This window comes from Jiella sp. M17.18 (assembly GCF_041027365.1).
GTDB lineage: Bacteria > Pseudomonadota > Alphaproteobacteria > Rhizobiales > Rhizobiaceae > VKMB-3413.
Genome location: NZ_JBFTEH010000003.1, coordinates 286,859 through 307,798 on the forward strand (window position 1 = coordinate 286,859; position 20,940 = coordinate 307,798).

Sequence of the window (20,940 nt, forward strand, 5' to 3'; positions counted from 1 at the left end):
AGACGGCTGCAGCAGCCGCTACTTCGCGACCGCCCCGACCAGCACTTCGGTGCCGTCGTTGATCTGCTGCCAAGCGCCGGGATTGCGCGGATCCTGGCGCTTGAGGAAGGTGTAGGGCGCCTCGTTCCAGGGGATCACCTTCCAGTTCAAGTTGTCGAGGATGAAGTCGCCGTTCGTCGTGCGCAGCGTCAGCACGGCATGGCCTTCGCCGTCGCGCTTGCGCACCACGGTCATCAGCAGATCCGACAGGTCGATCCCGATCTCGTGCAGCATGCGCCGCTTCAACAGGGCGAAGTCCTCGCAGTCGCCCACCTTCTTGTCGGGATAGGCCCACCACTCCTTCACGCCGTAGACCTTCTGGTCCGACTCCGGCTTGATCTCGACGTTGACGCCCGTGTTGACGGCTGAGATGGCGACGATCATCGCCGGCGTGAGCTTCAGCGGCCGGTGACTCTGGTGCGCATCCAGGGGACGGCATTCCGCCGGATGGACATGGCAGAACTGCTCGTGGCCGATCGGTCGGCTGGTCTGCGCGCCGATCGTCATGAAGGGTCCTCGGACCTCGGCCGCAGCCGGCTGAGCCGCCATCGCAAGGCACAGCAATGCCGTGGCGCCAATCGCGCGAATTTCCACCATGAGCCCCCCTCATGCGCAGTCGACAGGATCGTTAGGTGGCGATGTTCGGAGCAATCCGGAGAGCTGTCAATCGATTGGGCAGTGCCCTCAGGAGGGCATTTTCAAGCTTCGCACCAGATATTGCGGTCCGACCGGCCGAAATCTGGCCCGGTGCGCCTGCCTGGCGTCCCGCCGCTTAGGGGCAAGTGTTTGTTTTGGAAGGGCTTCCGGAAACGGACTTCGAGAGCGTGACAAAACCGACACAGCTGCCCGCTAACGTGATGAAATCGCTACGCTCATGGAACCTTTCTGTCAGCCCTCCTTGGCGATCGAATCCGCCAGATCCAGGACCGCCCGCCGGATCAGGGCGAGATCCTGCGGACGGGAGAGCCGATGGTCGCCGTCGCGTACGAGGGTCGTCACCACGCCGTGGAACGGCAGGTGCGAGACGAGTTCCAGCGCATGTTGGTAAGGGACGTCCGGATCGGACATGCCCTGGATGATGGTCACCGGGCAGTGCGTTTCGATCAGGTCTTCCATCACGAGGTTCGCGTCGCCGTCGTCGAACAGCGCGCGCGTGTAGATGTTCGGCTCCGGCCCGTATTCGGAGGGCTCGGTGAAGAAGCCGTCGGTGCGAAGCGCGCGGAAATGTTCCTCGCTCATCTGCGGCTTCATCAGCCGGTGCGTGAAGTCGGGCGCGGGCGCCAGGAGGAGCAGGCCGGCGATCCGGCCGGAGAGGGCGAATTCGGCGGCGCGCTGCACGAGGCGGAGCGCGATCCAGGCGCCCATCGACGAGGCGACGAGGATCATCCGGCCGGAGACCGCGTGCGCGATGACGGCGGCCGCCTCTTCGGTCCATCGGCTGATCGTGCCGTCTTCGAAGCGGCCGCCGGAGATGCCGTGGCCGGAATAGTCGAGCCGGCAGAATCCGAGACCGGCGTCCGCCGCCGTCGCCGCGAGATGCTCGGCCTTGGTGCCGCGCATGTCGGAGCGGTAGCCGCCCAGCCAGACCAGCGTCGGCTCGGCGCCCGGGCGGCTGCGGAACCCGATTTGTCGGGCGTTCTCGCCGGTGCCGACGAGAAGCGTCCCTGGCTGGTCGATCGCGTCCTTCTCGGTCATCTCGGTCTCCGTCGTTCGGCGGGAGGGCGCATCGCGCAAAAGACCGCGTCATCGCCTCCGCAAAGCCGGAACGCGAGGCCGCCACCGCCATTTTGTGGCACGCCGGGCGTGCCAAAGCGCCCGGCAGATGCTATAAGGCCGTGCTCGACGCGTGACGCGGGCAATCGGATGCGGCAGCGGTCGCATTTCGTCCGCACGTCCCTATATGCAGTGTTCGTCGTCAAAAACAGGAGAAAACGACCATTCGCAGACCATTTCGTGCACCCCCGACCCAGAAGGAAGGGCCGCGTTCGAACCGGGAGATCCGGGTTCCGCAGGTCCAGTTGATCGATGCAGAGGGCCAGAACCGCGGCCCCACCGACACTTCTGAAGCGTTGGCGCTGGCGGAGGAGGCCGGGCTTGATCTCGTCGAGATCGTGCCGACCGCCAATCCTCCCGTCTGCAAGATCCTCGACCTCGGCAAGCTGAAATACGAGGGCCAGAAGAAGGCCGCAGAGGCGCGCCGTCGTCAGAAGACCATCGAGGTCAAAGAGATCAAGATGCGTCCGAACATCGACGAGCACGACTACGAGACCAAGATGAAGTCGGTCCGCCGGTTTTTCGACGAGGGCGACAAGGTGAAGGTGACGCTGCGGTTCCGCGGGCGCGAGATGGCGCACCAGGAACTCGGCATGCAGCTCCTCAACCGCGTCCGCGAAGAGACCGCCGATTTCTCGAAGGTCGAAGCCGAGCCGAAGCTCGAAGGCCGTCAGATGATGATGGTGCTGGCGCCCCGCGGCTGACAGTCCCCGAGCGGCGGAGCTGCGCTCGCCGGTCCGCCGCCCGTGATCGCCTTGTCCCTCTCGGCCGATGCCGATCCTGGCATCCGCCGAGACAGAGGCTCGTCGTCTCGTTTCCGGCGCTCCAAAGCCGCATATCCATCGGCTTTGCCGTCCGCTGTGTCCCATGGAGAGATGAGCGCGTGGTCGCGGGAATCTCCCTGCCGAGCACGTAACGGCGCGCAAAGCAGAGATGCGCGAGCCGCCGCTTTGCAGAGATGGCGGCAGATCGGTTTGCCCGATGCCGCGACGGAGCGGACGTCGAGGATTGCGCTCAGCGGCGGTCGGCGATTTCGCCGAACACCGCCAGGAGCCCGCACTGATCGCCGGGACGGTGGCCCTCCGTTCCGCCGGCCAGAGACAGTTCCACCGGCAGCGCGACGTCCCTGCGCCTACCTGTCAGAACCAGCCTTGCGCGTTTGCGCAGCCCCCCGCGGATCCGCTCGGCCGCCTGCAACAGCCGCTCCCGGTCCGCGGGCGAGGCTGCTCTCAGCCGATGCCCGGGGCCGGGCGGCATGAACAGCCGCCGTGCCGACAGCAGTTCCTCGGCCGCGACGTTCATGGCTTCCGCCGACATGTCGGCACGGAGCAGCATGACGGGCGTTTCCAGCCGGTCCCACGCCGCCTCGATGGCCGTGCGTGGCGGCTGTCGCTGCGTCCCGAGCCCGTGAGAGACCGCGAAGGCCTGCTGCAACTCCGGCGCCAGTCGGCGAAGAACGGCGCGGATGGCCGGCACGTAGGATCGGCCTGCACCGGCAGGACCCAGCGCCGAGAACACCCAGCGCAGGCCCGGCCGCGCCTCGAGCACCAGCCCGGCGCCGCAGCTGGCGGAGGGCTCCGGCGGGACCCATTCGTGTGGCGCCATGCGCCACTCCGGCGCGCCGTCGATCTCGAAGATCGATCCGGCGGCGAGGCTGGCGAGGCCGCCGCACGGGCCCGCTTCGTCGAACGAGTTCCCGGCCGAGCCGCCGACGGCGAGCGTCGCCTTGCCGACATCGGCGACGCCGAGGGTCACCGCGTCCAGCCGAATTCTACAGCGAGGGAGAATCCGTTCCGCCGCACGCAGAACAACGCGCCAGTTGGCGGGGGAAACGGATGCAAAGGGGAGCGCATCTCGAACCAGGTCGAGCCGGCCAGGAAAATGGATGAGCATTTTATCTTGCCACGATGCAGCCCCGCGAGAATGATTCCATCGGCAGCCGAAATTGGCAAGAGCGTTGTGAACGTTTCGACGCCGCGACAGCTGATCACGAGTCCGTCAGACGAAGCTTATTCTTCGTCTGCGAGGCTTATGACTTTTTTACTCGGGCGAATATCGTGATCTGCGGAGCCGTTGCGTGCCGCGCCGTGGATCCGAGCGCGGCCGGCCGATCCCGCGGAGTGGTCGACATTCGGCCGGCAGTCACGTCCGACCTCGCCTGTCAGCGCCGACGACCGCCGCAGCCCGTGACTCGTCCGCTATTGCCGCGGCCGATGACCCTCGGCGAACACCGTAGGGCGCCCGCATGGGCCGTCGGCCCGAGCTTCATGTGCCCGCCCGCCCGTCGAACCCGCCAGGACGTCCTCAGCGGTTGCGAAACTGCGGGCTGCGCTTCTGGACGAAGGCCTCCATGCCTTCCGCGCGGTCGTCGGTTGCGAAGGTCGAATGGAACAGGCGGCGCTCGAAGCGCAGCCCCTGGGAAAGAGGGGTCTCGAAGGCCTGGTTGACCGATTCCTTGGCCATCATGACGGCGGGCAGGGAGAAGTCCGCGATCTTCTCGGCGGCACGAAGCGCCTCCTCGATCAGATCCGTCGCCGCCACGATCCGGGCGACGAGGCCGCACCGCTCGGCCTCGGCGGCGTCCATCAGCCGGCCGGTCAGGCAGAGGTCCATGGTCTTGGCCTTGCCGATGGAGCGGGCGAGGCGCTGCGTGCCGCCCATGCCCGGCAGCGTGCCGAGGGTGATCTCCGGCTGGCCGAACTTGGCGTTGTCGGCGGCGATGATGAAGTCGCACATCAGCGCGACCTCGCAGCCGCCCCCCAGCGCATAGCCTGCGACCGCCGCGATCGTCGGCTTGCGGAACCGCCCAAACGTCTCCCACTCGCCCCAGAGGTCGGCGAGAGCCGCATCGGCGAAGCTGATCTGCTGCATCTCCTTGATGTCCGCACCGGCGGCGAAGGCTTTCTCCGAGCCGGTCAGGACGACCGCCCCGATCTTCGCGTCACCGCCGAACCCGCCCATCGCCTGCAGGATCTCGTGCATCATCTGGATCGACAGCGCATTCAGCGCCTTCGGGCGGTTCAGCGTGATCAGTCCGACGCGGCCGCGCGTCTCCACCTTGATCGTGTCGTAGGCCATGCGGTCCTCCCAAACGGACGGTGTGGGCGCCGACCGACGCCCTTGTTGCCATGAGTGGCCGATCGATCCCGCGAACGCAATCCGGCGGGACGTCGCCCCTTCTTGACGACCAAAGCCTTTCCGCGCGCTGCGGCCGCGCCGCGGCCGCGCCGTCACCGCTGGCAGACGGGGCAGAAGAAGGTCGAGCGGCCGGACTGGACGATTCGCTTGACGATGCCGCGGCAGGTCTCGTGCCGGCAGGGCTGGTCCTCGCGATCGTAGACGGCGAAGGAATGCTGGAAATAGCCGAGCGAGCCGTCCGCCTGTCGGTAGTCGCGCAGCGAGGAGCCGCCCGCCGCGATCGCATCGGCGATGGTCTCGCGGATATGGACCGCGAGGTCCTCGAGCCGCCGGGTCGGCGCGCCGTTGGTGTTCACGAGGGTGCCAGCCGCCCTTCGCGGCGACAGGCGGGCGCGCCACAAGGCCTCGCAGACGTAGATGTTGCCGAGGCCGGCGATCACCCGCTGGTCGAGCAGCACCGCCTTCAGCGGCGCCGAACGCCCTGCGAAGGACGGTGCCAGCGCCGCGCCGGAAAGAGCGTTGCCGGTCGGCTCGATGCCGAGACCGCGGAAATAGGGGTGGGCGCCGAGGTCGGAGCGGGCGACGAGGGTCATGTAGCCGAAGCGCCGCGGATCGTTGAACACGACCGAGGCGGGCGTGCCTTCGCGCGACACCACCTCGAAGCGGACGTGGTCGTGCAGCCGTTCAGTCGAGCGCGGATGGACGAACTGGCCGGGCAGGCTCGTGCCCTCCCGGCTCTCGATGCGGAACGACCCGGACATGCCGAGATGCATCGCCAGCACCGCGCCACCTTCGATGTCGGCCATCAGATATTTGGCACGTCGCGAGAGGCTTTCGATCCGCCGTCCCGCGAGGCGCTCGGCGAAGTTCTCGGGCAGGGGAAAACGGAGATCCGGCCGCCTGAGGTCGACGCGCTCGATCCGCGCGCCCTCGAGAACGGGGAGAAGACCGCGGCGCACCGTCTCCACCTCTGGCAATTCCGGCATTTTCGCTTAAGTCCCACATCCAGGATCGCGTGAGGCCCTCCTCGCGCGAATCGCCGCTCTGACGCCCCGAAGCCGGGACGCGCTGCGGCTCTTCCGCCTATATCCGCATCGGCGCGATGCGTTGCAACGAAGGTGAAGTGATGTCGCAGACCCGCGTGACCGGCGCCGATGCCATGGAGACCGCCTACGGCTATTCGACCGTTACCGGTGGTGCCGAGAAGCAGGAGCGCGTCAACGCCGTCTTCCACCGGGTCGCCGAGCGCTACGATCTGATGAACGATCTGATGTCGGGCGGCATGCATCGGCTCTGGAAGAACGCGATGGTCGCCTGGCTGAGCCCGCCGCACCGGGCCGGCTGGGAGTTCGTCGATGTCGCCGGCGGCACCGGCGACGTGGCTTTCCGCATCGTCGAGGCCTCGCGCCGGCGGGCGCGCGGCACGGTCGTCGACATCAACGCATCGATGCTCGGCGTCGGCGCCGAGCGCGCCGCCAAGCGCGGCCTCGACGAGAATCTCGTGTTCGTCGAGAACAACGCCGAATCCCTGAAGTTTCCCGATGCCAGCTTCGACGCCTATACGATCGCCTTCGGCATCCGGAACGTGCCGCGGATCGGCGTCGCCCTCTCCGAGGCGTACCGGGTCCTGAAGCCCGGCGGCCGTTTCATGTGCCTTGAGTTTTCCGAGGTCGACATGCCCGGCCTCGACCGGCTCTACGAGGCCTGGTCGTTCAAGGCGATCCCGCGGATCGGCGAGATGGTGGCGCGCGACCGCGAATCCTACGAATATCTGGTGGAATCGATCCGCCGCTTTCCGAACCAGGCGAATTTTGCCACCGCCATCCGGGAAGCCGGCTTCGAGCGCGTCGACTACCGCAACTTGTCTGGCGGCATCGCGGCAATCCATTCCGGCTGGAAATTCTGACAAGACTGGGCGAACGAAGCCTTGGCCAATCCCGTCTACGGTACGCTCGCGCTCGTTCGGGCAGTCTATGTTCTGGCGCGCGAAGGCGTATTCGCCGCCTTCCCGACCGACGGCCTGCCGCCGGGCGCGCTCTTGATGCACGGCGTCGCGCGGCTGATGGCGCGCGGCTCGGCGGAGGACCGGGCGAGTTCCGACAATCTTTCCCGCGCGCTGCATCGCCTGGGGCCCTCCTACGTGAAGCTCGGGCAGTTCCTGGCGACGCGGCCGGACATCGTCGGCCCGGACATCGCCCGGGCCCTCGGCAGCCTGCAGGACAAGGTGCCGCCCTTTCCCCGCGAGCAGGCCGTCGCCGAGATCGAGACGACGCTGGGGCGCAAGGTCGAGGATCTCTTCATCGACCTCGGCGAGGTGGTCGGCGCCGCCTCGATCGCGCAGGTCTACAAGGCGCGGATCCGCAACGAGGACGGCACCGAGCGCATCGCGGCGGTCAAGGTCATCCGGCCGGGCATTAGGAGCCAGTTCCGCCGCGAACTGGAGGCCTTCGGCTTCATCGCGCGCTTTCTCGAGCGCTTCGTGCGCTCCTCGCGCCGGCTGCGGCCCGTCGCGATCGTCCAGACCCTCGCGCAGTCGACCAAGATCGAGATGGACCTGCGCCTCGAGGCCGCCGCCTCCTCGGAAATGGCCGACAATACCGCCGACGACCTCGATTTCCGGGTGCCGCGCATCGACTGGGAGCGCACCGGCCGCGACGTCCTCACCATGGAGTGGATCGAGGGCATCAAGATGAACGACGTCGCCGCCGTGGCGGCGGCCGGCCATGACCTGAAGCAGCTCGGCGTCACCGTCGTGCAGTCCTTCCTCCGTCACGCCATGCGCGACGGCTTCTTTCACGCCGACATGCATCAGGGGAACCTGTTCGTCGCGCCCGACGGGGCGATCGTCGCGGTCGATCTCGGCATCGTCGGGCGGCTGTCGGACAACTCCAAGCGTTTCCTGGCGGAAATCCTCTACGGCTTCATCCGGCGCGACTATCGGCGGGTCGCGGAACTGCATTTCGAGGCGGGATACGTGCCCCGCAACCAGGATGTCGCGAGCTTTGCGCAGGCGCTGCGCGCCATCGGCGAGCCGATCTATGGGCAGCCGGCCGAGACCATCTCGATGGGGCACCTGTTGTCGCTGCTCTTCGAGGTGACGGAGCTGTTCGACATGGAGACGCGCCCCGAGCTGATCCTCCTGCAGAAGACCATGGTCGTCGTCGAGGGTGTCGCGCGGACCTTCGATCCGAAGTTCAACATGTGGGTCGCGGCCGAGCCCGTCGTCTCCGACTACATCATGAACGAGCTCGGCCCCGCGGCGAAGCTGCGCGACGCGCGGGCCGGCATCGAGGCGGTGGCGCGGCTCGCCCGCCGCCTGCCGGATTTCGCCGTCGGCCTCGACGTCCTGTCGACGCAGCTGCCGGAGCTGATCGAGAACGGCCTCAGGCTGAACGACGACACGCTGGTCGAGCTGGTGAAGGATTCCAAGACCTCGATCGTCTTCGGCCATATCGAGCGCAGCATCATCGCGCTGGCGCTGGTGGGGATCGCAGCGGCGCTGATCTTCGGCTGAGGCGCCACCCGCTTCGCCGGGGTCTATGAGTCTCCGCCGAAGCGGCCACAGCCGGAGCGCCACGGGATGGCCTGGCTCGCGCCGAGCCGTTGCCCGCCCGCCCGGCGCCGCTTAGATTGGAAGGCGAAGCGGCGAAGCGCCGCGGCCTTTCTTGCGAGGCAACCATGGCGAGCCTGACCATCCCCGATCTCGACGACGACGCCCTGCGCCGGCTGGAGGCGATCGCGCGCGCCAACGGCCGCTCGGTCGAAGAGGAAGCGAAGGGGGTGCTGACGGCGCGGGTGTCGGGAGCCGAGGCCCTCAAGCCCGAGCAAAGAAACGCGGACACGTTCCTGAAGGGGCAGCCGCGTCGCTCTCCGGGAGAACAAGAGAGGGTTCTGAAGCTTCTCCAATCGCTTGGGCGCAAGCTTGATGAGCCCTTTGACCAGAAGGCGTTCACCGACGAGCTTTGGAGCTTTGTCGAATGATCGTGGTCGACACCTCGGCCATCATCGCGATCATTCAAAGCGAGCCCGACGCAGGCCAGCTGATGTTGACCATCTCAGCTGCGGCGAATTTGGCAATTGCTGCGCCGACTATGCTGGAGGCCCACATTGTGGCGAGCAGCCGGTTTCCGGTCGAGGGCGCGGATCTGGTTCGCGACTTGATTGACGGTTCCAAGATCACAGTCATACCCTTCGACGCCGCACAGGCCGACATCGCCGGCGCGTGGCGGCGCTACGGCCGCGGATCGGGCAGCCCGGCGCGGCTGAATTTCGGCGACTGCTTCTCCTACGCCCTCGCCCTGTCGCTCGGCGCCCCGCTGCTGTTCAAGGGCGACGACTTCGGCCATACCGATGTCGAACTGGTTCGCGTGGCATGAGTTCTCTGTCCGACAAACGCATTCTCCTCGTCATCGGCGGCGGCATCGCGGCCTACAAGGCGCTCGACCTCATCCGCCGGCTGCGGGAACGGGGCGCCATCGTCACCCCGGTCATGACCGCGGCGGCGAAGCATTTCGTCACGCCCCTTGCCGTCGGCGCCCTCTCGGCGTCGAAGCTGTTCGAGGACCTCTTCGACCGCGAGGACGAGCACGATGTCGGGCATATCCGTCTCGCGCGCGGTGCGGACGCGATGATCGTCGCACCGGCGACGGCGAACTTCATGGCGCGCAGCGCGCATGGCGCGGCTGACGACCTCGCCACGGCGGTCTTGCTGGCGACGCGGGCGCCGGTGCTGATGGCGCCGGCGATGAACCCGGCGATGTGGGACCATCCGGCGACCCGGCGCAACGTCGCCCAACTCGCCGCCGACGGCGTGCGCTTCGTCGGCCCGAAGGCGGGCGAGATGGCCGAGAGCGGCGAAGCGGGGATCGGTCGCATGGCCGAGCCGCTGGAGATCGTGGCGGCAGCGGAGGCTCTGTTCGCGGAAGGGCGAGAAGCGCCGGCCGCCGGCCCGCTCGCCGGACGCCGCGCCATCGTCACCTCCGGTCCGACGCACGAGCCGATCGACCCGGTGCGCTACATCGCCAACCGCTCCTCCGGCCGGCAGGGCCATGCGATCGCCGCGGCGCTCGCCGCGCTCGGCGCCGAGGTGACGCTGGTGAGCGGTCCCGTTTCGATCCCTGATCCCGCCGGCGTTGCCGCGCGGCACGTGGAGACGGCGCGCGAAATGCTGGCCGCCGTCGAAGCGGCGCTGCCGGCCGACATTGCCGTCTTCGTTGCGGCGGTCGCGGACTGGCGGGTGGCGGCGGCGAGCGAGGCCAAGATCAAGAAGGGCGACGCCGGCCCGCCGAGCCTGCCCTTGGCGGAGAACCCGGACATCCTCGCGACCATCGGACATGCGCCGAACCGGCCGCGTCTCGTCGTCGGCTTCGCCGCAGAGACCGACAATCTCCTGCAACACGCGGCGGCGAAGCTCGAGCGCAAGGGAGCCGACGCGATCGTCGCCAACGACGTTTCGGCAGCTGGCGGGGTGATGGGGGGGACGGCGAACACGGTGCATATCCTGACCCGCGAGGGGGTCGAGGACTGGCCGCAGATGGACAAGACCGAGGTGGCGCGGCGGCTGGCGGCCTGGATTGCCGCGCGACTGGACGCGGCGGAGCGGGCATGACGAGCGCGCCGACCGTTGCCATCCGCCGGCTGCCGCATGGCGAAGGCCTCGCCTTGCCGCACTATGCCACCGCCGGCGCTGCCGGGGCGGATCTTCGAGCGGCGATCGCGGAGCCCCTGGAACTCCTGCCGGGATCCCGGGCCCTCGTTCCGACCGGGCTGAGCTTCGAAATCCCCGACGGCTTCGAGGTGCAGGTGCGCCCGCGCTCCGGGCTCGCGGCGCGCCACGGCGTGACCGTCCTCAACACGCCGGGCACGATCGACAGCGACTATCGCGGCGAGGTGATGGTGATCCTCGTCAATCTCGGCACCGAGCCGGTGACGATCGCCCGGGGAGACCGGATTGCGCAGATCGTGGTCGCGCCGGTGGCGAGGGCGCGCTTTTTTGAAGCGGCGGAGCTGACCGAAACGCCTCGCGGCACCGGCGGCTTCGGCTCCACCGGCCTGTCCTGACGAGCCTGCTGTTCATCGCCCGCGAGGCGAGAGCGGCGCGTGAGGGGCAAGGCGGAGCCGGGATGCCGAGCGGCGGCGCATCGGCTCGACCCCGCGGCTTGCGCCTACCGCGCGTCGACCAGTGCAAGCGGCCGTGCCGACGGAGTTCGCAGATGCCCGCGGCCGCCGGCGGCGATCGAGGTGATGGTGCAGCGGTTCCGGCCGTCCTGCTTCGAGCGATAGAGGTTCGCGTCGGCGACGGCGTAGATCCGGTCGAAGGGCTGCGGCGTCTTCAGGAAGGCGCCGCCGATCGAGACGGACAGCTGCGCGCTCTTCGTGCCCTGGCCGACGACATGACGGTTGATCGCGAGGCGCAGGCGCTCGGCGATCGCCATGCCCTGTTCCGGATCGGTGCACGGAAGCGAGACGACGAATTCTTCGCCGCCGAGCCGCCCCACCGCATCGCTGGACCGGATCGAGCGCTGCAGCGTCGCGGCGATCTTCTTCAGCGCGATATCGCCGACGGGATGACCGAGCCGGTCGTTGATGCGCTTGAAGTGGTCCGCATCGACGATGAGCACGAGGAGGCCATGGCTCGTCGGCCCCGCGAGCGCCTGGATGTGCCGCCGCACCCTGCGGTCGAAGCCCTGGCGGTTGAGGACGCCGGTCAGCCGGTCGGTGGTGGCGGCCCGCTGCAGACCGTCATTGTCGGCCATGAGATTGGTGACGCGCAGAGCGATGTAGATGAGGTAGGGGATCGCGCTGATCAGCGGGATCGCGACCGAAAGGACGAGCGCGTTCAGCAGCGCTCCCTCGCCATAGGGCTTGAACAGCGTGAAGGCCGCGAGGAGGGAGACGAGTGTCACCGCCCCCACGATCAACAGGAACTCACCGCAGATGGCCTGAACATGGGCAAACGAGCGACGCATGACGATCTCCCCCGGCGCACCGGCGAACCAAACTCTCCTTCCGTCCCCGAGCGCCCATCATGCCGCGACCGCAGAAACAAAATCTTTCGCCAATCCGTCGCAATCGAGCGATCGACGGCATTTCCGGCCTTCGTGCCGGCAGGGCGCGCTGGCGGGAACGGTTTTCCGGCAAGCGGCACGGCTTTGGCATGGGATGACCTCAACGCCTGCGGCATCCTGACCTAGATTGGGGTCGTCGAATTCACAGACGGCCGCTTGCGAATGGCCGCCGCAGACGGAGGATCCTCATGGACAAGCCTGCCACCGGGAGCCAGGCCCGCACCAAAGGCCGCGGCAAGATCTACGACTCCATCGTCGACACGATCGGCGACACCCCAATCGTGCGGCTGAACAAGCTGGCGCGCGAGAAGGGCGTGAAGGCGAACCTTCTCGCCAAGCTCGAATTCTTCAACCCGATCGCCAGCGTGAAGGACCGCATCGGCGTCGCGATGATCGAGAAGCTCGAGGCGGACGGCAAGGTCCAGCCGGGCAAGACGACGCTGGTCGAGCCGACCTCCGGCAACACCGGCATCGCGCTCGCTTTCGCCGCCGCCGCCAAGGGTTACCGGCTGATCCTGACCATGCCCGAGACGATGTCGATCGAGCGGCGCAAGATGCTGCGGCTCCTCGGCGCCGATCTCGTCCTGACGGAGGGGGCGAAAGGCATGAAGGGGGCCATCGCCAAGGCCGAGGAACTGATCGCCGAGATTCCCGATGCGGTGATGCCGCAGCAGTTCGAGAATCCGGCGAATCCGCAGATCCACCGCGTCACCACGGCCGAGGAGATCTGGAACGACACGGGCGGCAGCGTCGACGTGCTGGTCGCCGGCATCGGCACCGGCGGCACGATCACCGGTGCCGGTCAGGTGCTGAAGCAGCGAAAGCCCGGTATCCGCGTCGTCGCGGTCGAGCCGGAGGCCTCGCACGTCCTCTCCGGCGGCGAACCCGGCCCACACAAGATTCAGGGCATCGGCGCGGGCTTTGCACCGGCGATCCTCGACCGCGAGATCTACGACGAGGTCGTGCAGGTCACCAACGACGAATCCTTCGAGATCGCCCGCCTGGTCGCGCGGCTGGAAGGCGTACCGGTCGGTATCTCGTCCGGAGCTGCTCTGTCGGCGGCGATCAAGGTCGGCCAGCGCGACGACATGGCGGGCAAGAACATCGTCGTCATCATCCCGTCCTTCGCCGAGCGTTACCTCTCGACCGCCCTCTTCGAGGGACTGGACATCGAGGCCGAGGACAAGGAGCCGCGCCGCGGCGCGCCGTCGATCTGACCGATTGACGGATGAGGAGGTAGTCCCCGAGCGGCGCCCGATGAAGGGCGCCCAGGTGAGGCAAGCAGCAGGATCTCCCCGTTGTGGGGAGATGCCGGCAGGCAGAGGGATGTAAGCCGAAGGGAATCTCGTCTCCTCGCTCTTTCGAGTGCGGCTCGCGGCGGCGGCGGTTCCTTACGCCCTTCTTGGTTGCCACCCATCTCCCCCACAAGGGGGGAGATCGGAGCGACACGGATCGCGCGGTTTCTCAGGCGATTATCCGGCCTACCGCCGGCCGGCGAGCACCTTGAGCGCTTCCGCTGCATCGATGCGGCCGTCATAGAGCGCGCGGCCGGAGATCGCGCCCTCGAGCTTCGCCGCGTCCGGCTGCGTCAGGCGCCGGACGTCGTCCATCGAGGCGAGGCCGCCGGATGCGATGACCGGGACCCGGATCGCTTCGGCGAGGGCGATGGTCGCCTCCCAATTAATGCCGGCGAGCACCCCGTCGCGATCGATGTCGGTGTAGATGATCGCCGCGACCCCGGCGTCCTCGAACTGGCGGGCGAGATCGACGGCGGACAGCTCCGACGTCTCCGCCCAGCCCTCCACGGCGACCTTGCCGCCCTTGGCGTCGATGCCGACGGCGACCTTGCCGGGGAAGCGCTTCGCCGCGTCCTTGACCAACTGCGGATCGCGCACCGCCACCGTGCCGAGGATGACGCGGGCGAGGCCCTTCTCCAGCCAGCGCTCGATGTCGGCCATCGTCCGGATGCCGCCGCCGAGCTGCACCTTCATCTTTGCTCCGACGGCACCGAGGATTGCATCTACCGCCGCATCGTTGACCGCCTTGCCGGCGAAGGCGCCGTTGAGGTCCACGACATGGAGATGGCTGAAGCCGGCGTCCTGAAAGGCGCGGGCCTGGCCGGCGGGGTCGGGATTGTAGACCGTCGCCTCCTCCATCAGGCCGAGCTTGAGGCGCACGCAGGCGCCGTCCTTCAGGTCGATGGCGGGATAGAGGATCATCGGGGCACCGTCTGCATGGGGTTCGTCATGGGGCGTTTGGCGCGCGCCTGGCGGATGCTGTGTGTCACAGAGGCGGCGGTCAGGCCAGCCGAACGGCTCCGCGCCGTTCGGGCGGGTCAGCCCTCGATCTCGGCCTTCAGCATCTCCAGCTCCAGCCACTCGTCCTCGGCCTTCGCCAGCGCTTGCCGGTCCTCGTCGAGCGTCTTTGCCAGCGTCTGGAAGCGCTGCGGGTTCTTCGAGAAGAGGTTCGGATCGGCCATCTCGGCCTCGGCCTTGGCGATCGAGGCTTCGAGGCCGGCCATGGTCTTCGGCAGGGTCTCCAGCGCGAACTTCTGCTTGAACGACAGCTTCGACGTTGCGGACTTGCCGCCGCCTTCGCCGCCTCCGGACGTCTGGCCACCCGCCGGCGCCGCCTTGCCGGGAGACGGTGCCGAGGCCTTGCCGCCGCCCTTTGCCGGCGACGCAGCAGCCGCTTCGCGCTTCTGCGCCAGCATGTCCGTATAGCCGCCGGCATATTCCAGCCAGCGGCCGGTGCCGTCCGGCGAGATGACGCTGGTCACCGTGCGGTCGAGGAAGTCGCGGTCGTGGGAGACGAGGAGCACGGTGCCGGGATAGTTGGCGATCAGCTCCTGCAACAGGTCCAGCGTCTCCATGTCGAGATCGTTGGTCGGCTCGTCGAGGACGAGGAGGTTCGCGGGCGTCGCCAGCGTCTTGGCGAGCAAGAGCCGCGCCCGCTCGCCGCCGGAGAGGTTGCCGACCGGCGTGCGGATCTGCTCGGGGGCGAACAGGAAGTCCTTCAGATAGCCGGCGACATGGCGTGCCTCGCCGTTCACCATCACCTGATCGCCGCGCCCGTCGGTGAGCGCGTCGGAGACGGAGAGGTCGTCGCGCAGGGCGGCGCGCTTCTGGTCGAGGAAGGCGAGGTCGAGATTGGTGCCCATGCGCACGCGGCCGGAATCCGGCTGGAGTTCGCCGATGAGGATCTTCAGGAGCGTCGTCTTGCCGGCGCCATTCGGCCCGACGAGGCCGACACGGTCGCCCCTCGCGATCCGGGTCGAGAAGTCCTTGACGAGTTCGCGCCCGTCATAGGCCTTGGAGATGCCCTCCGCCTCGATCACCAGCTTGCCGCTCTCGCGCGTCTCGCCCGCCTGCATCACCGCCTGCCCGACGGCGCGGCGGGCGTCGCGCCGCTCCTGGCGCATGGTGTGCAGCGCTTCCAGCCGGCGCTGATTGCGGGTGCGCCTTGCGGTGACGCCGTAGCGCAGCCAGTGCTCCTCGCGCACGATCTTGCGGTCGAGCTTCTGGAGGTCGCGCTCCTCCTCCTCAAGCAGCTTGTCGCGCCAGCCCTCGAAGCCCGCGAACCCTTCGTCGAGCCGGCGTGCCGTGCCCCGGTCGAGCCAGACGGTGGCCTTCGTGACGGTGTCGAGGAAGCGGCGGTCGTGGCTGATCACCACCATGGCGCTCTTCATCGACCGGATCTCGCCCTCCAGCCACTCGATGGTCGGAAGGTCCAGATGGTTGGTCGGCTCGTCGAGCAGGATGATGTCCGGTTCCGGCGCCAGCGTGCGGGCGAGCGCTGCCCGCCGCGCCTCGCCGCCGGAGAGGTTCGCCGGCACCATGTCCTCGGTGAGGCCGAGGGCGTCGAGGCACATCGTCACCCGGTACGGATCGTCGGCCGGCCCGAGGCCGGAGGAGACGTAGTCGCCGACCGTGCGGAAGTCGCCGAAGTCCGGCTCCTGCGGCAGGTAGCGCAGCGTCGTGCCGGGCTTCAGGAAGACCTCGCCGCCGTCGGGCTCGACCTGGCGCGCGGCGATCTTCAGGAGGGTCGACTTGCCCGAGCCGTTGCGCCCGACCAGCGCGATCCGGTCGCCGGGAAGGACATTGAGTTCGACGCCGGTGAGCAGCGGCGTGCCGCCGAAGGTGAGGCGCACGCCGTCGAGGCGGAGAAGGGGAGGGGGTGCCATGGCCGCGTTCTAGAGCATCGCCCGGCAAATCGGAATCGGATTTTCCGAAGGCGAAGGCGAAGGCGAAGGGCAGGGCGGCTGCCCGCCCGTCCGGTCGCCGCGCGTGAACCGGCCCGAACGGGAGGTCCGAGCGGCCTCCTCGCTATTCCGCCGGCGCGAAGGCGCCGTCGTCAGGCGCTTCTCCCCGCCGTCCCTTGCGCGGCTCCTCCGCCGGAAGGGACGCCGACCCCTCGTGCCCGGCTCCGTACTCCGCTTCCGCCGCCGCGATGTCGCGGTGGAGTTCGGCGGTCTTCTCGGCGACCGGTTGCGAGAACCGCCCGAGGATCAGATAGGCGACGGGCGTGACGAACAGGGTCGAGAAGGTCGCGAGGCCGAGGCCGCCGACGATGACATAGCCGAGCGAGATGCGCGCCTCGGCCCCGGCGCCCGAGGCGAAGACCAGCGGCACGCCGCCGACGACCGTCGCGACCATGGTCATCATCACCGGCCGCAGCCGGATCAGCGCCGCCTGCTCGATCGCCGGCCGCAGGGCGATGCCGCGCTCGCGCAGCTGGTTGGCGAATTCGACGATCAGGATGCCGTTCTTCGCCATGATGCCGACGAGCAGGACGAGGCCGATCTGGCTGTAGAGGTTGAGGCTCTCGCCGAAGAAGTTGAGCGCGAAGATCGCGCAGGCGACGCCGAGCGGCACGGTGGCGACGATGATGAGGGCGGAGACGAAGCTCTCGAACTGCGCCGCCAGCACCAGGACGACCACCACGACGGCGAAGCCGAAGACCATGGCGAGGCCGTTATTGGTCTCCTTCAGGGTCGCGGCCTCGGCGAGCGGGACGAGGCGCTGCGTCGGCGGCAGGATGGTCTTCGCCAGTTCCTGCACGTCGGTCCAGCCCTGCTGGATCGAGTAGCCGTCCCGCAGCTGCGCGGCGAGGCCGACGGCGCGGGCGCGGTTCTCGCGCGACAGCGTCGGCGCGATCGGCTTCTCCTCGACGCTCGCGACCGAGGACATCGGCACGATCCGTCCGTCCTTGGCTTTCAGGAAGACGTTGCTGAGATCGCCGGGATCGTTGACCGGATCGCTGGTCGAGATCAGCCGGATCGGCACCTGCTTGTCCTGGATGTAGGTCTGGCCGATCTCGTCGCCGTCGAGCACCGCCTGCATGGCGGTGGCGAGGCCGGTGACGTCGATGCCGAGATCGGACGCCCTCGTGCGGTCGATCTTCACCGAGAGCTGCGGCTGCGTGGCGTCCTGCGACAGCCGCACGAGGCCCCAGCGCCCGTCCTTCTGCATCGCCGCCAGCAGCTTGTCGGCGCTCTGCGCCAGTTCGCCGAAGTTCTGGCCGGCGATGGCGAACTGCAGGCCCTGGCCGCCGCCGCGGATGCCGAGCGAATTCGGCTGGATGGCGAAGGCCCGGACACCGGCGATGTCGCGCAGCTTGCCGTTGATCTCGGCCACGATCGCCTGCTGCGAGCGCTGGCGCTTCGCCCAGTCGACGAGGCTGAGGACGACGAAGGCCTGGTTGGAGCCGCCGCGCCCGGTCATGGCGAAGACGTTGTCGGCCTCGCCGCTCTTCACATAGGGCATCAGCACGTCCTCGACGCGCCGCACCTCGACGCTCGTATAGTCGAGGCTGGCGCTCTGCGGGGCGCTGATGCGCATCAGGACGACGCCGCGGTCTTCCGACGGCGTCAGTTCCTGCGGCATCGTCCGGAAGACGGTGTAGGCGGCGAAGGAGAAGAGGCCGGCGCCGATCACCACGAGCAGCGGGAAGGCGAGGCAGAACCGCAGGCAGACGGCGTAGAGGCCGGCGAGCCGGCCGCCGATCCACTGCGTCGCCCGTGCGAACAGGCCGGGCGCCGTCTCGTCCTCGCGCGCCTTCAGGAAATGCGCCGCGAGCATCGGGCAGAGCGTCAGCGCGATGAAGGAGGAGATGACGACGGCGCTGGCGAGCACGAAGCCGAACTCGCGGAACAGCCCGCCCGCCTGGCCGGGCAGGAAGGAGATTGGTACGAAGACGGCGGCGAGCGTCGCCGTCGTCGAGATCACCGCGAAGAACACCTCGCGCGTGCCGAGCACCGCCGCGGCCTTCGGCGGCACGCCCATGTCGCGCCGGCGCACGATGTTCTCGAGGACGATGATCGCGTCGTCGACCACCATGCCGGTCGCCAGCACCAGGGCGAGCAGCGTCAGGATGTTGATGGAGAAGCCGGCGAGATAGATGAAGCTGATGACCCCGATCATCGCGATCGGCATGGTCACCGCGGGGATGAAGGTCGCGCGCAGGTTCAGGAGGAACAGGAAGATCACCGCGACGACGATCAGCACGGCGAGGCCGATCGCGAGCTCCACCTCGTGCAGCGCACCGTTGATGAAGACGGCGTCGTCGCTGGTGACGCGGACCGACACGCCGTCCGGCAGGGTCCGGTTGAGATTGGCGACCTCGCGCCGGACGCCCCTGGAAATGTCGAGGGTGGAGGAACCGGCCTGGCGCACGATGCCGAGGCCGATGCCGGTCATCCGGTTGACGCGGAGCTGGGTGCCTTCCTGGTCCGGGCCGAAGCGGACATTGGCGACGTCGCCGAGCCTTGTGCGGCTGTCGAGATAGATCTTCTCGAAGGCCTCCGGCGTGTCGACATTGGCGTCGGCGCGAACGATCAGCTCCTGCGTCGGCGAGGCGAGCGAGCCGGCCGGCACGTCCATGGCGACGCTCTGCAGCGCCGTCGCGACATTGCCGATCGTCAGGCCGCGGGTCGCGAGCTTGTCCGGGTCGATGTCGACATAGATCAGCTTTTCGCGGTCGCCGTAGACCTGGACGTCGGCGACGCCGTCGACGGCGGAGAGCTGATCGGTGATGCGGTCGTCGACGAGGGTCGTCAGGTCCTCGATCTTCATCCCCGGCGCGGTGACCGCCAGCCGCATGATCGCCTGCGCGTCGGCATCGGCCTTGACGATGCGCGGCTCGTCGGCGCCGTCCGGAAGAGCCTTCACGATCCGCCCGATGGCGTCGCGCACGTCGCTCGCCGCGACGTTGAGATCGGTCTTGTCGGTGAACTCAATGGTCACCCGGCTGGAGCCGAACTGCGACTGCGAGGAGACCGACGCGATGCCGGAAACGCGCGCGACGGCACTCTCGATCTGGCCGGTGATCTGCCGGTCGACCGTTTCCGGCGAGGCGCCCTCGAAGTCGACCGTCACGGTGATCACCGGCCGGTCGACGTTCGGCAGTTCGCGGATTTCAACGGCGCCGAGGGCAGCAAGGCCGGCGACGACGATCAGGAGGTTGATGACGATCGTCAGCACCGGCCGGCGGATGAACAGGCTGGTGAAAGCGGTCAGCCCGTCGATCGGCTTGCCGCCGCTCATCGAGCGGTGCTCGCGGCAGGCGTGGGACTGGTGGCGGACGATGTCTCGGCCGACTGGCGGGGTTCGTCGGCGCGGGCCTCGACGAGGCCGGGTGCGCCGCCGGCGGACGCGGCGGGGGCGGGACCGCCGGACGACGCGGTCTTTTCGCTCGAAGGGGCCGCGCCACCCTGAGGCGCATCGGCGCCCGTCCTCGGCGTCGCGGGGGCCGGCTGGTTCTGAACCGTCACCGGGCCGTTCTCGCGAACCGACTGCAGCCCTTCCACGATCACCGGGTCGCCCGCCGCAAGCGCCTTGGACGCGACGAGCACGCGGTCGATATTGCGTTCGACGATGCGGATGGGAACCTTCTTCGCCTTGCCGCCCTCGACCTGCCAGACGATCGGCCCTGTTCGCTCCCAGACGACGGCGATCGGATCGACGGAGAGATAGTCGCGGCCTTCCAGCGACAGCGAGATCGTGAAGGACATGCCGGGCCGAAGCGTATCGGCGGAATTGTCGATCAAGGCCTCGGTCTTCAGCGTGCGGCTCGCCTCGTCGAGGCGCGAATCGATCGCGCTGATTTGGCCCTGATAGACCTTGCCGGGCTGCGCGGTGGAGACGGCCTCGATCGGAAGGCCGACCTTCAGCGCGTCGACGAAGCGCTCCGGCGTATAGAAGATCACCTTCAGCTTCGACCGGTCGTCCACCGTCGCGATCGCCGACTGGCTGGTGACGAGATCGCCCTTCTCGACGCCGACGATGCCGACACGGCCTTCGAGCGGCGCCCGGATCGCCCGTTTGCCGAGCGCGATTTGCGCGGAGCGCAGATCGAGCTTGGCGTTGTCCCGCGCGCGTATGGCGTCGTCGACCTCGACCGTGGAGGCGGTGCGGGCCTGTGCCAGCCTCTCATAGCGCTGCAGCTTGGCCTCGGCCGCGTCGAGCGCGATCTGCGCGCGCGAAACCGCCAGTTCCTCCGTGGCCTGCTCCAGCTGGACGAGCACGGCCCCGGCCTTCACCCTGTCGCCGGAATTCACCGCCACCGCGTCGACGATGCCTGTCGTGTTGTCGGGATAGACGGTGACGGAGTGCTGTGCCTCGCCGGTGCCGATCGCGCGCATCTGCGTGCTGGTGCGGCCGACCCTGACCGGATCGGTGACGACGAGGGTCGGTCCGCCGCGGCCGTGTCTGCCACCGGCGGCCTCGGTGGGTCCCACCGGTGGGGGACCAGCGGCCTCCGGCGCAATCCAGACGAGGGCGGTGCGCAAAGGGGCCGGCAGCGACGTGTCGGGCGAAAGCAGGGGGCGGGCGGCTTCCGGATCGAACTTCAGATAGACCGCCCCCGCGAGGAGCAGAACGAGGATGGTGACGAGGATCTGCTTCAGAAAGGCCATCGGCGAAAG

18 protein-coding genes are annotated in these 20,940 nt (G+C 68.4%); 8 read left to right on the top strand and 10 right to left on the bottom strand.

Features of this window, described 5'->3' with window-relative positions:
• Positions 1 to 18 precede the first annotated feature (18 nt).
• On the bottom strand, positions 19 to 546 hold the full coding sequence (locus tag AB5S17_RS07725) for a transglutaminase-like cysteine peptidase (RefSeq protein WP_369237878.1): 528 nt from the start codon (positions 544 to 546) through the stop codon (positions 19 to 21).
• A gap of 381 nt (positions 547 to 927) precedes the next feature.
• Positions 928 to 1,734, bottom strand: coding sequence for an alpha/beta hydrolase (locus tag AB5S17_RS07730; RefSeq protein WP_369237880.1), 807 nt, complete (start codon positions 1,732 to 1,734; stop codon positions 928 to 930).
• 242 nt (positions 1,735 to 1,976) lie between these two features.
• On the opposite strand from AB5S17_RS07730, the gene infC reads away from it, so the two are divergent.
• Positions 1,977 to 2,516 (top strand): translation initiation factor IF-3, encoded by a 540-nt coding sequence (gene infC, locus AB5S17_RS07735; protein WP_369238334.1) that lies wholly within the window; start codon positions 1,977 to 1,979, stop codon positions 2,514 to 2,516.
• A gap of 310 nt (positions 2,517 to 2,826) precedes the next feature.
• Here the strand turns inward: infC and AB5S17_RS07740 are convergent, their stop codons facing one another.
• The 3 genes from AB5S17_RS07740 to mutM form a co-directional block, all read right to left on the bottom strand.
• Positions 2,827 to 3,705, bottom strand: coding sequence for a hypothetical protein (locus tag AB5S17_RS07740; RefSeq protein WP_369237882.1), 879 nt, complete (start codon positions 3,703 to 3,705; stop codon positions 2,827 to 2,829).
• Positions 3,706 to 4,116: 411 nt separating this feature from the next.
• On the bottom strand, positions 4,117 to 4,890 hold the full coding sequence (locus AB5S17_RS07745; protein ID WP_369237884.1) for an enoyl-CoA hydratase: 774 nt from the start codon (positions 4,888 to 4,890) through the stop codon (positions 4,117 to 4,119).
• 152 nt (positions 4,891 to 5,042) lie between these two features.
• On the bottom strand, positions 5,043 to 5,936 hold the full coding sequence (gene mutM, locus AB5S17_RS07750; RefSeq protein ID WP_369237886.1) for a bifunctional DNA-formamidopyrimidine glycosylase/DNA-(apurinic or apyrimidinic site) lyase: 894 nt from the start codon (positions 5,934 to 5,936) through the stop codon (positions 5,043 to 5,045).
• A gap of 140 nt (positions 5,937 to 6,076) precedes the next feature.
• On the opposite strand from mutM, the gene ubiE reads away from it, so the two are divergent.
• The 6 genes from ubiE (at position 6,077) to dut (ending at position 11,010) form a co-directional block, all read left to right on the top strand.
• The gene (gene ubiE / locus AB5S17_RS07755; protein WP_369237888.1) at positions 6,077 to 6,856 is read left to right on the top strand and encodes a bifunctional demethylmenaquinone methyltransferase/2-methoxy-6-polyprenyl-1,4-benzoquinol methylase UbiE; all 780 of its coding nucleotides are present in this window, start codon (positions 6,077 to 6,079) and stop codon (positions 6,854 to 6,856) included.
• Positions 6,857 to 6,877: 21 nt separating this feature from the next.
• On the top strand, positions 6,878 to 8,464 hold the full coding sequence (gene ubiB, locus AB5S17_RS07760) for a 2-polyprenylphenol 6-hydroxylase (protein WP_369237890.1): 1,587 nt from the start codon (positions 6,878 to 6,880) through the stop codon (positions 8,462 to 8,464).
• 164 nt (positions 8,465 to 8,628) lie between these two features.
• Positions 8,629 to 8,931: a hypothetical protein gene (locus tag AB5S17_RS07765; protein ID WP_369237892.1), complete on the top strand. Its 303-nt coding sequence runs from the start codon at positions 8,629 to 8,631 to the stop codon at positions 8,929 to 8,931.
• On the top strand, positions 8,928 to 9,326 hold the full coding sequence (locus tag AB5S17_RS07770) for a type II toxin-antitoxin system VapC family toxin (protein ID WP_369237894.1): 399 nt from the start codon (positions 8,928 to 8,930) through the stop codon (positions 9,324 to 9,326). The genes AB5S17_RS07765 and AB5S17_RS07770 overlap by 4 nt, the downstream gene beginning before the upstream one ends.
• Entirely contained in the window at positions 9,323 to 10,558 is a 1,236-nt protein-coding gene (gene coaBC / locus AB5S17_RS07775; RefSeq protein WP_369237896.1) for a bifunctional phosphopantothenoylcysteine decarboxylase/phosphopantothenate--cysteine ligase CoaBC, read from the top strand. Before AB5S17_RS07770 ends, coaBC begins: the two co-directional genes overlap by 4 nt.
• Entirely contained in the window at positions 10,555 to 11,010 is a 456-nt protein-coding gene (gene dut, locus AB5S17_RS07780; protein ID WP_369237898.1) for a dUTP diphosphatase, read from the top strand. The genes coaBC and dut overlap by 4 nt, the downstream gene beginning before the upstream one ends.
• A 104-nt stretch (positions 11,011 to 11,114) precedes the next feature.
• On the opposite strand, the gene AB5S17_RS07785 is transcribed toward dut, so the two are convergent.
• Entirely contained in the window at positions 11,115 to 11,918 is an 804-nt protein-coding gene (locus tag AB5S17_RS07785; RefSeq protein WP_369237900.1) for a GGDEF domain-containing protein, read from the bottom strand.
• 287 nt (positions 11,919 to 12,205) lie between these two features.
• On the opposite strand from AB5S17_RS07785, the gene cysK reads away from it, so the two are divergent.
• Positions 12,206 to 13,234 carry a cysteine synthase A gene (cysK, locus tag AB5S17_RS07790; RefSeq protein ID WP_369237902.1) on the top strand — a complete coding sequence of 343 codons (1,029 nt, stop codon included), beginning with the start codon at positions 12,206 to 12,208 and terminating at the stop codon, positions 13,232 to 13,234.
• A 264-nt stretch (positions 13,235 to 13,498) separates the two neighbouring features.
• On the opposite strand, the gene hisA is transcribed toward cysK, so the two are convergent.
• From hisA to AB5S17_RS07810, 4 genes are all read right to left on the bottom strand, one after another.
• Positions 13,499 to 14,236 (bottom strand): 1-(5-phosphoribosyl)-5-[(5-phosphoribosylamino)methylideneamino]imidazole-4-carboxamide isomerase, encoded by a 738-nt coding sequence (gene hisA, locus AB5S17_RS07795; protein WP_369237904.1) that lies wholly within the window; start codon positions 14,234 to 14,236, stop codon positions 13,499 to 13,501.
• Between the two features lie 116 nt (positions 14,237 to 14,352).
• A complete protein-coding gene (locus AB5S17_RS07800; protein WP_369237906.1) occupies positions 14,353 to 16,200 on the bottom strand; it encodes an ATP-binding cassette domain-containing protein in 1,848 nt (615 codons plus the stop codon).
• Between the two features lie 142 nt (positions 16,201 to 16,342).
• Entirely contained in the window at positions 16,343 to 19,561 is a 3,219-nt protein-coding gene (locus tag AB5S17_RS07805) for an efflux RND transporter permease subunit (protein ID WP_369237908.1), read from the bottom strand.
• The gene (locus AB5S17_RS07810) at positions 19,558 to 20,931 is read right to left on the bottom strand and encodes an efflux RND transporter periplasmic adaptor subunit (protein WP_369237910.1); all 1,374 of its coding nucleotides are present in this window, start codon (positions 20,929 to 20,931) and stop codon (positions 19,558 to 19,560) included. Before AB5S17_RS07810 ends, AB5S17_RS07805 begins: the two co-directional genes overlap by 4 nt.
• Positions 20,932 to 20,940: the final 9 nt, after the last annotated feature.

Coding starts and splice junctions, on each gene's coding strand:
- AB5S17_RS07725 (WP_369237878.1), bottom strand. CDS start 546: ATGACGATCGGCGCGCAGACCAGCCGACCGATCGGCCACGAGCAGTTC.
- AB5S17_RS07730 (WP_369237880.1), bottom strand. CDS start 1,734: ATGACCGAGAAGGACGCGATCGACCAGCCAGGGACGCTTCTCGTCGGC.
- AB5S17_RS07740 (WP_369237882.1), bottom strand. CDS start 3,705: ATGCTCATCCATTTTCCTGGCCGGCTCGACCTGGTTCGAGATGCGCTC.
- AB5S17_RS07745 (WP_369237884.1), bottom strand. CDS start 4,890: ATGGCCTACGACACGATCAAGGTGGAGACGCGCGGCCGCGTCGGACTG.
- mutM (WP_369237886.1), bottom strand. CDS start 5,936: ATGCCGGAATTGCCAGAGGTGGAGACGGTGCGCCGCGGTCTTCTCCCC.
- ubiE (WP_369237888.1), top strand. CDS start 6,077: ATGTCGCAGACCCGCGTGACCGGCGCCGATGCCATGGAGACCGCCTAC.
- AB5S17_RS07765 (WP_369237892.1), top strand. CDS start 8,629: ATGGCGAGCCTGACCATCCCCGATCTCGACGACGACGCCCTGCGCCGG.
- AB5S17_RS07770 (WP_369237894.1), top strand. CDS start 8,928: ATGATCGTGGTCGACACCTCGGCCATCATCGCGATCATTCAAAGCGAG.
- coaBC (WP_369237896.1), top strand. CDS start 9,323: ATGAGTTCTCTGTCCGACAAACGCATTCTCCTCGTCATCGGCGGCGGC.
- dut (WP_369237898.1), top strand. CDS start 10,555: ATGACGAGCGCGCCGACCGTTGCCATCCGCCGGCTGCCGCATGGCGAA.
- AB5S17_RS07785 (WP_369237900.1), bottom strand. CDS start 11,918: ATGCGTCGCTCGTTTGCCCATGTTCAGGCCATCTGCGGTGAGTTCCTG.
- cysK (WP_369237902.1), top strand. CDS start 12,206: ATGGACAAGCCTGCCACCGGGAGCCAGGCCCGCACCAAAGGCCGCGGC.
- hisA (WP_369237904.1), bottom strand. CDS start 14,236: ATGATCCTCTATCCCGCCATCGACCTGAAGGACGGCGCCTGCGTGCGC.
- AB5S17_RS07800 (WP_369237906.1), bottom strand. CDS start 16,200: ATGGCACCCCCTCCCCTTCTCCGCCTCGACGGCGTGCGCCTCACCTTC.
- AB5S17_RS07805 (WP_369237908.1), bottom strand. CDS start 19,561: ATGAGCGGCGGCAAGCCGATCGACGGGCTGACCGCTTTCACCAGCCTG.
- AB5S17_RS07810 (WP_369237910.1), bottom strand. CDS start 20,931: ATGGCCTTTCTGAAGCAGATCCTCGTCACCATCCTCGTTCTGCTCCTC.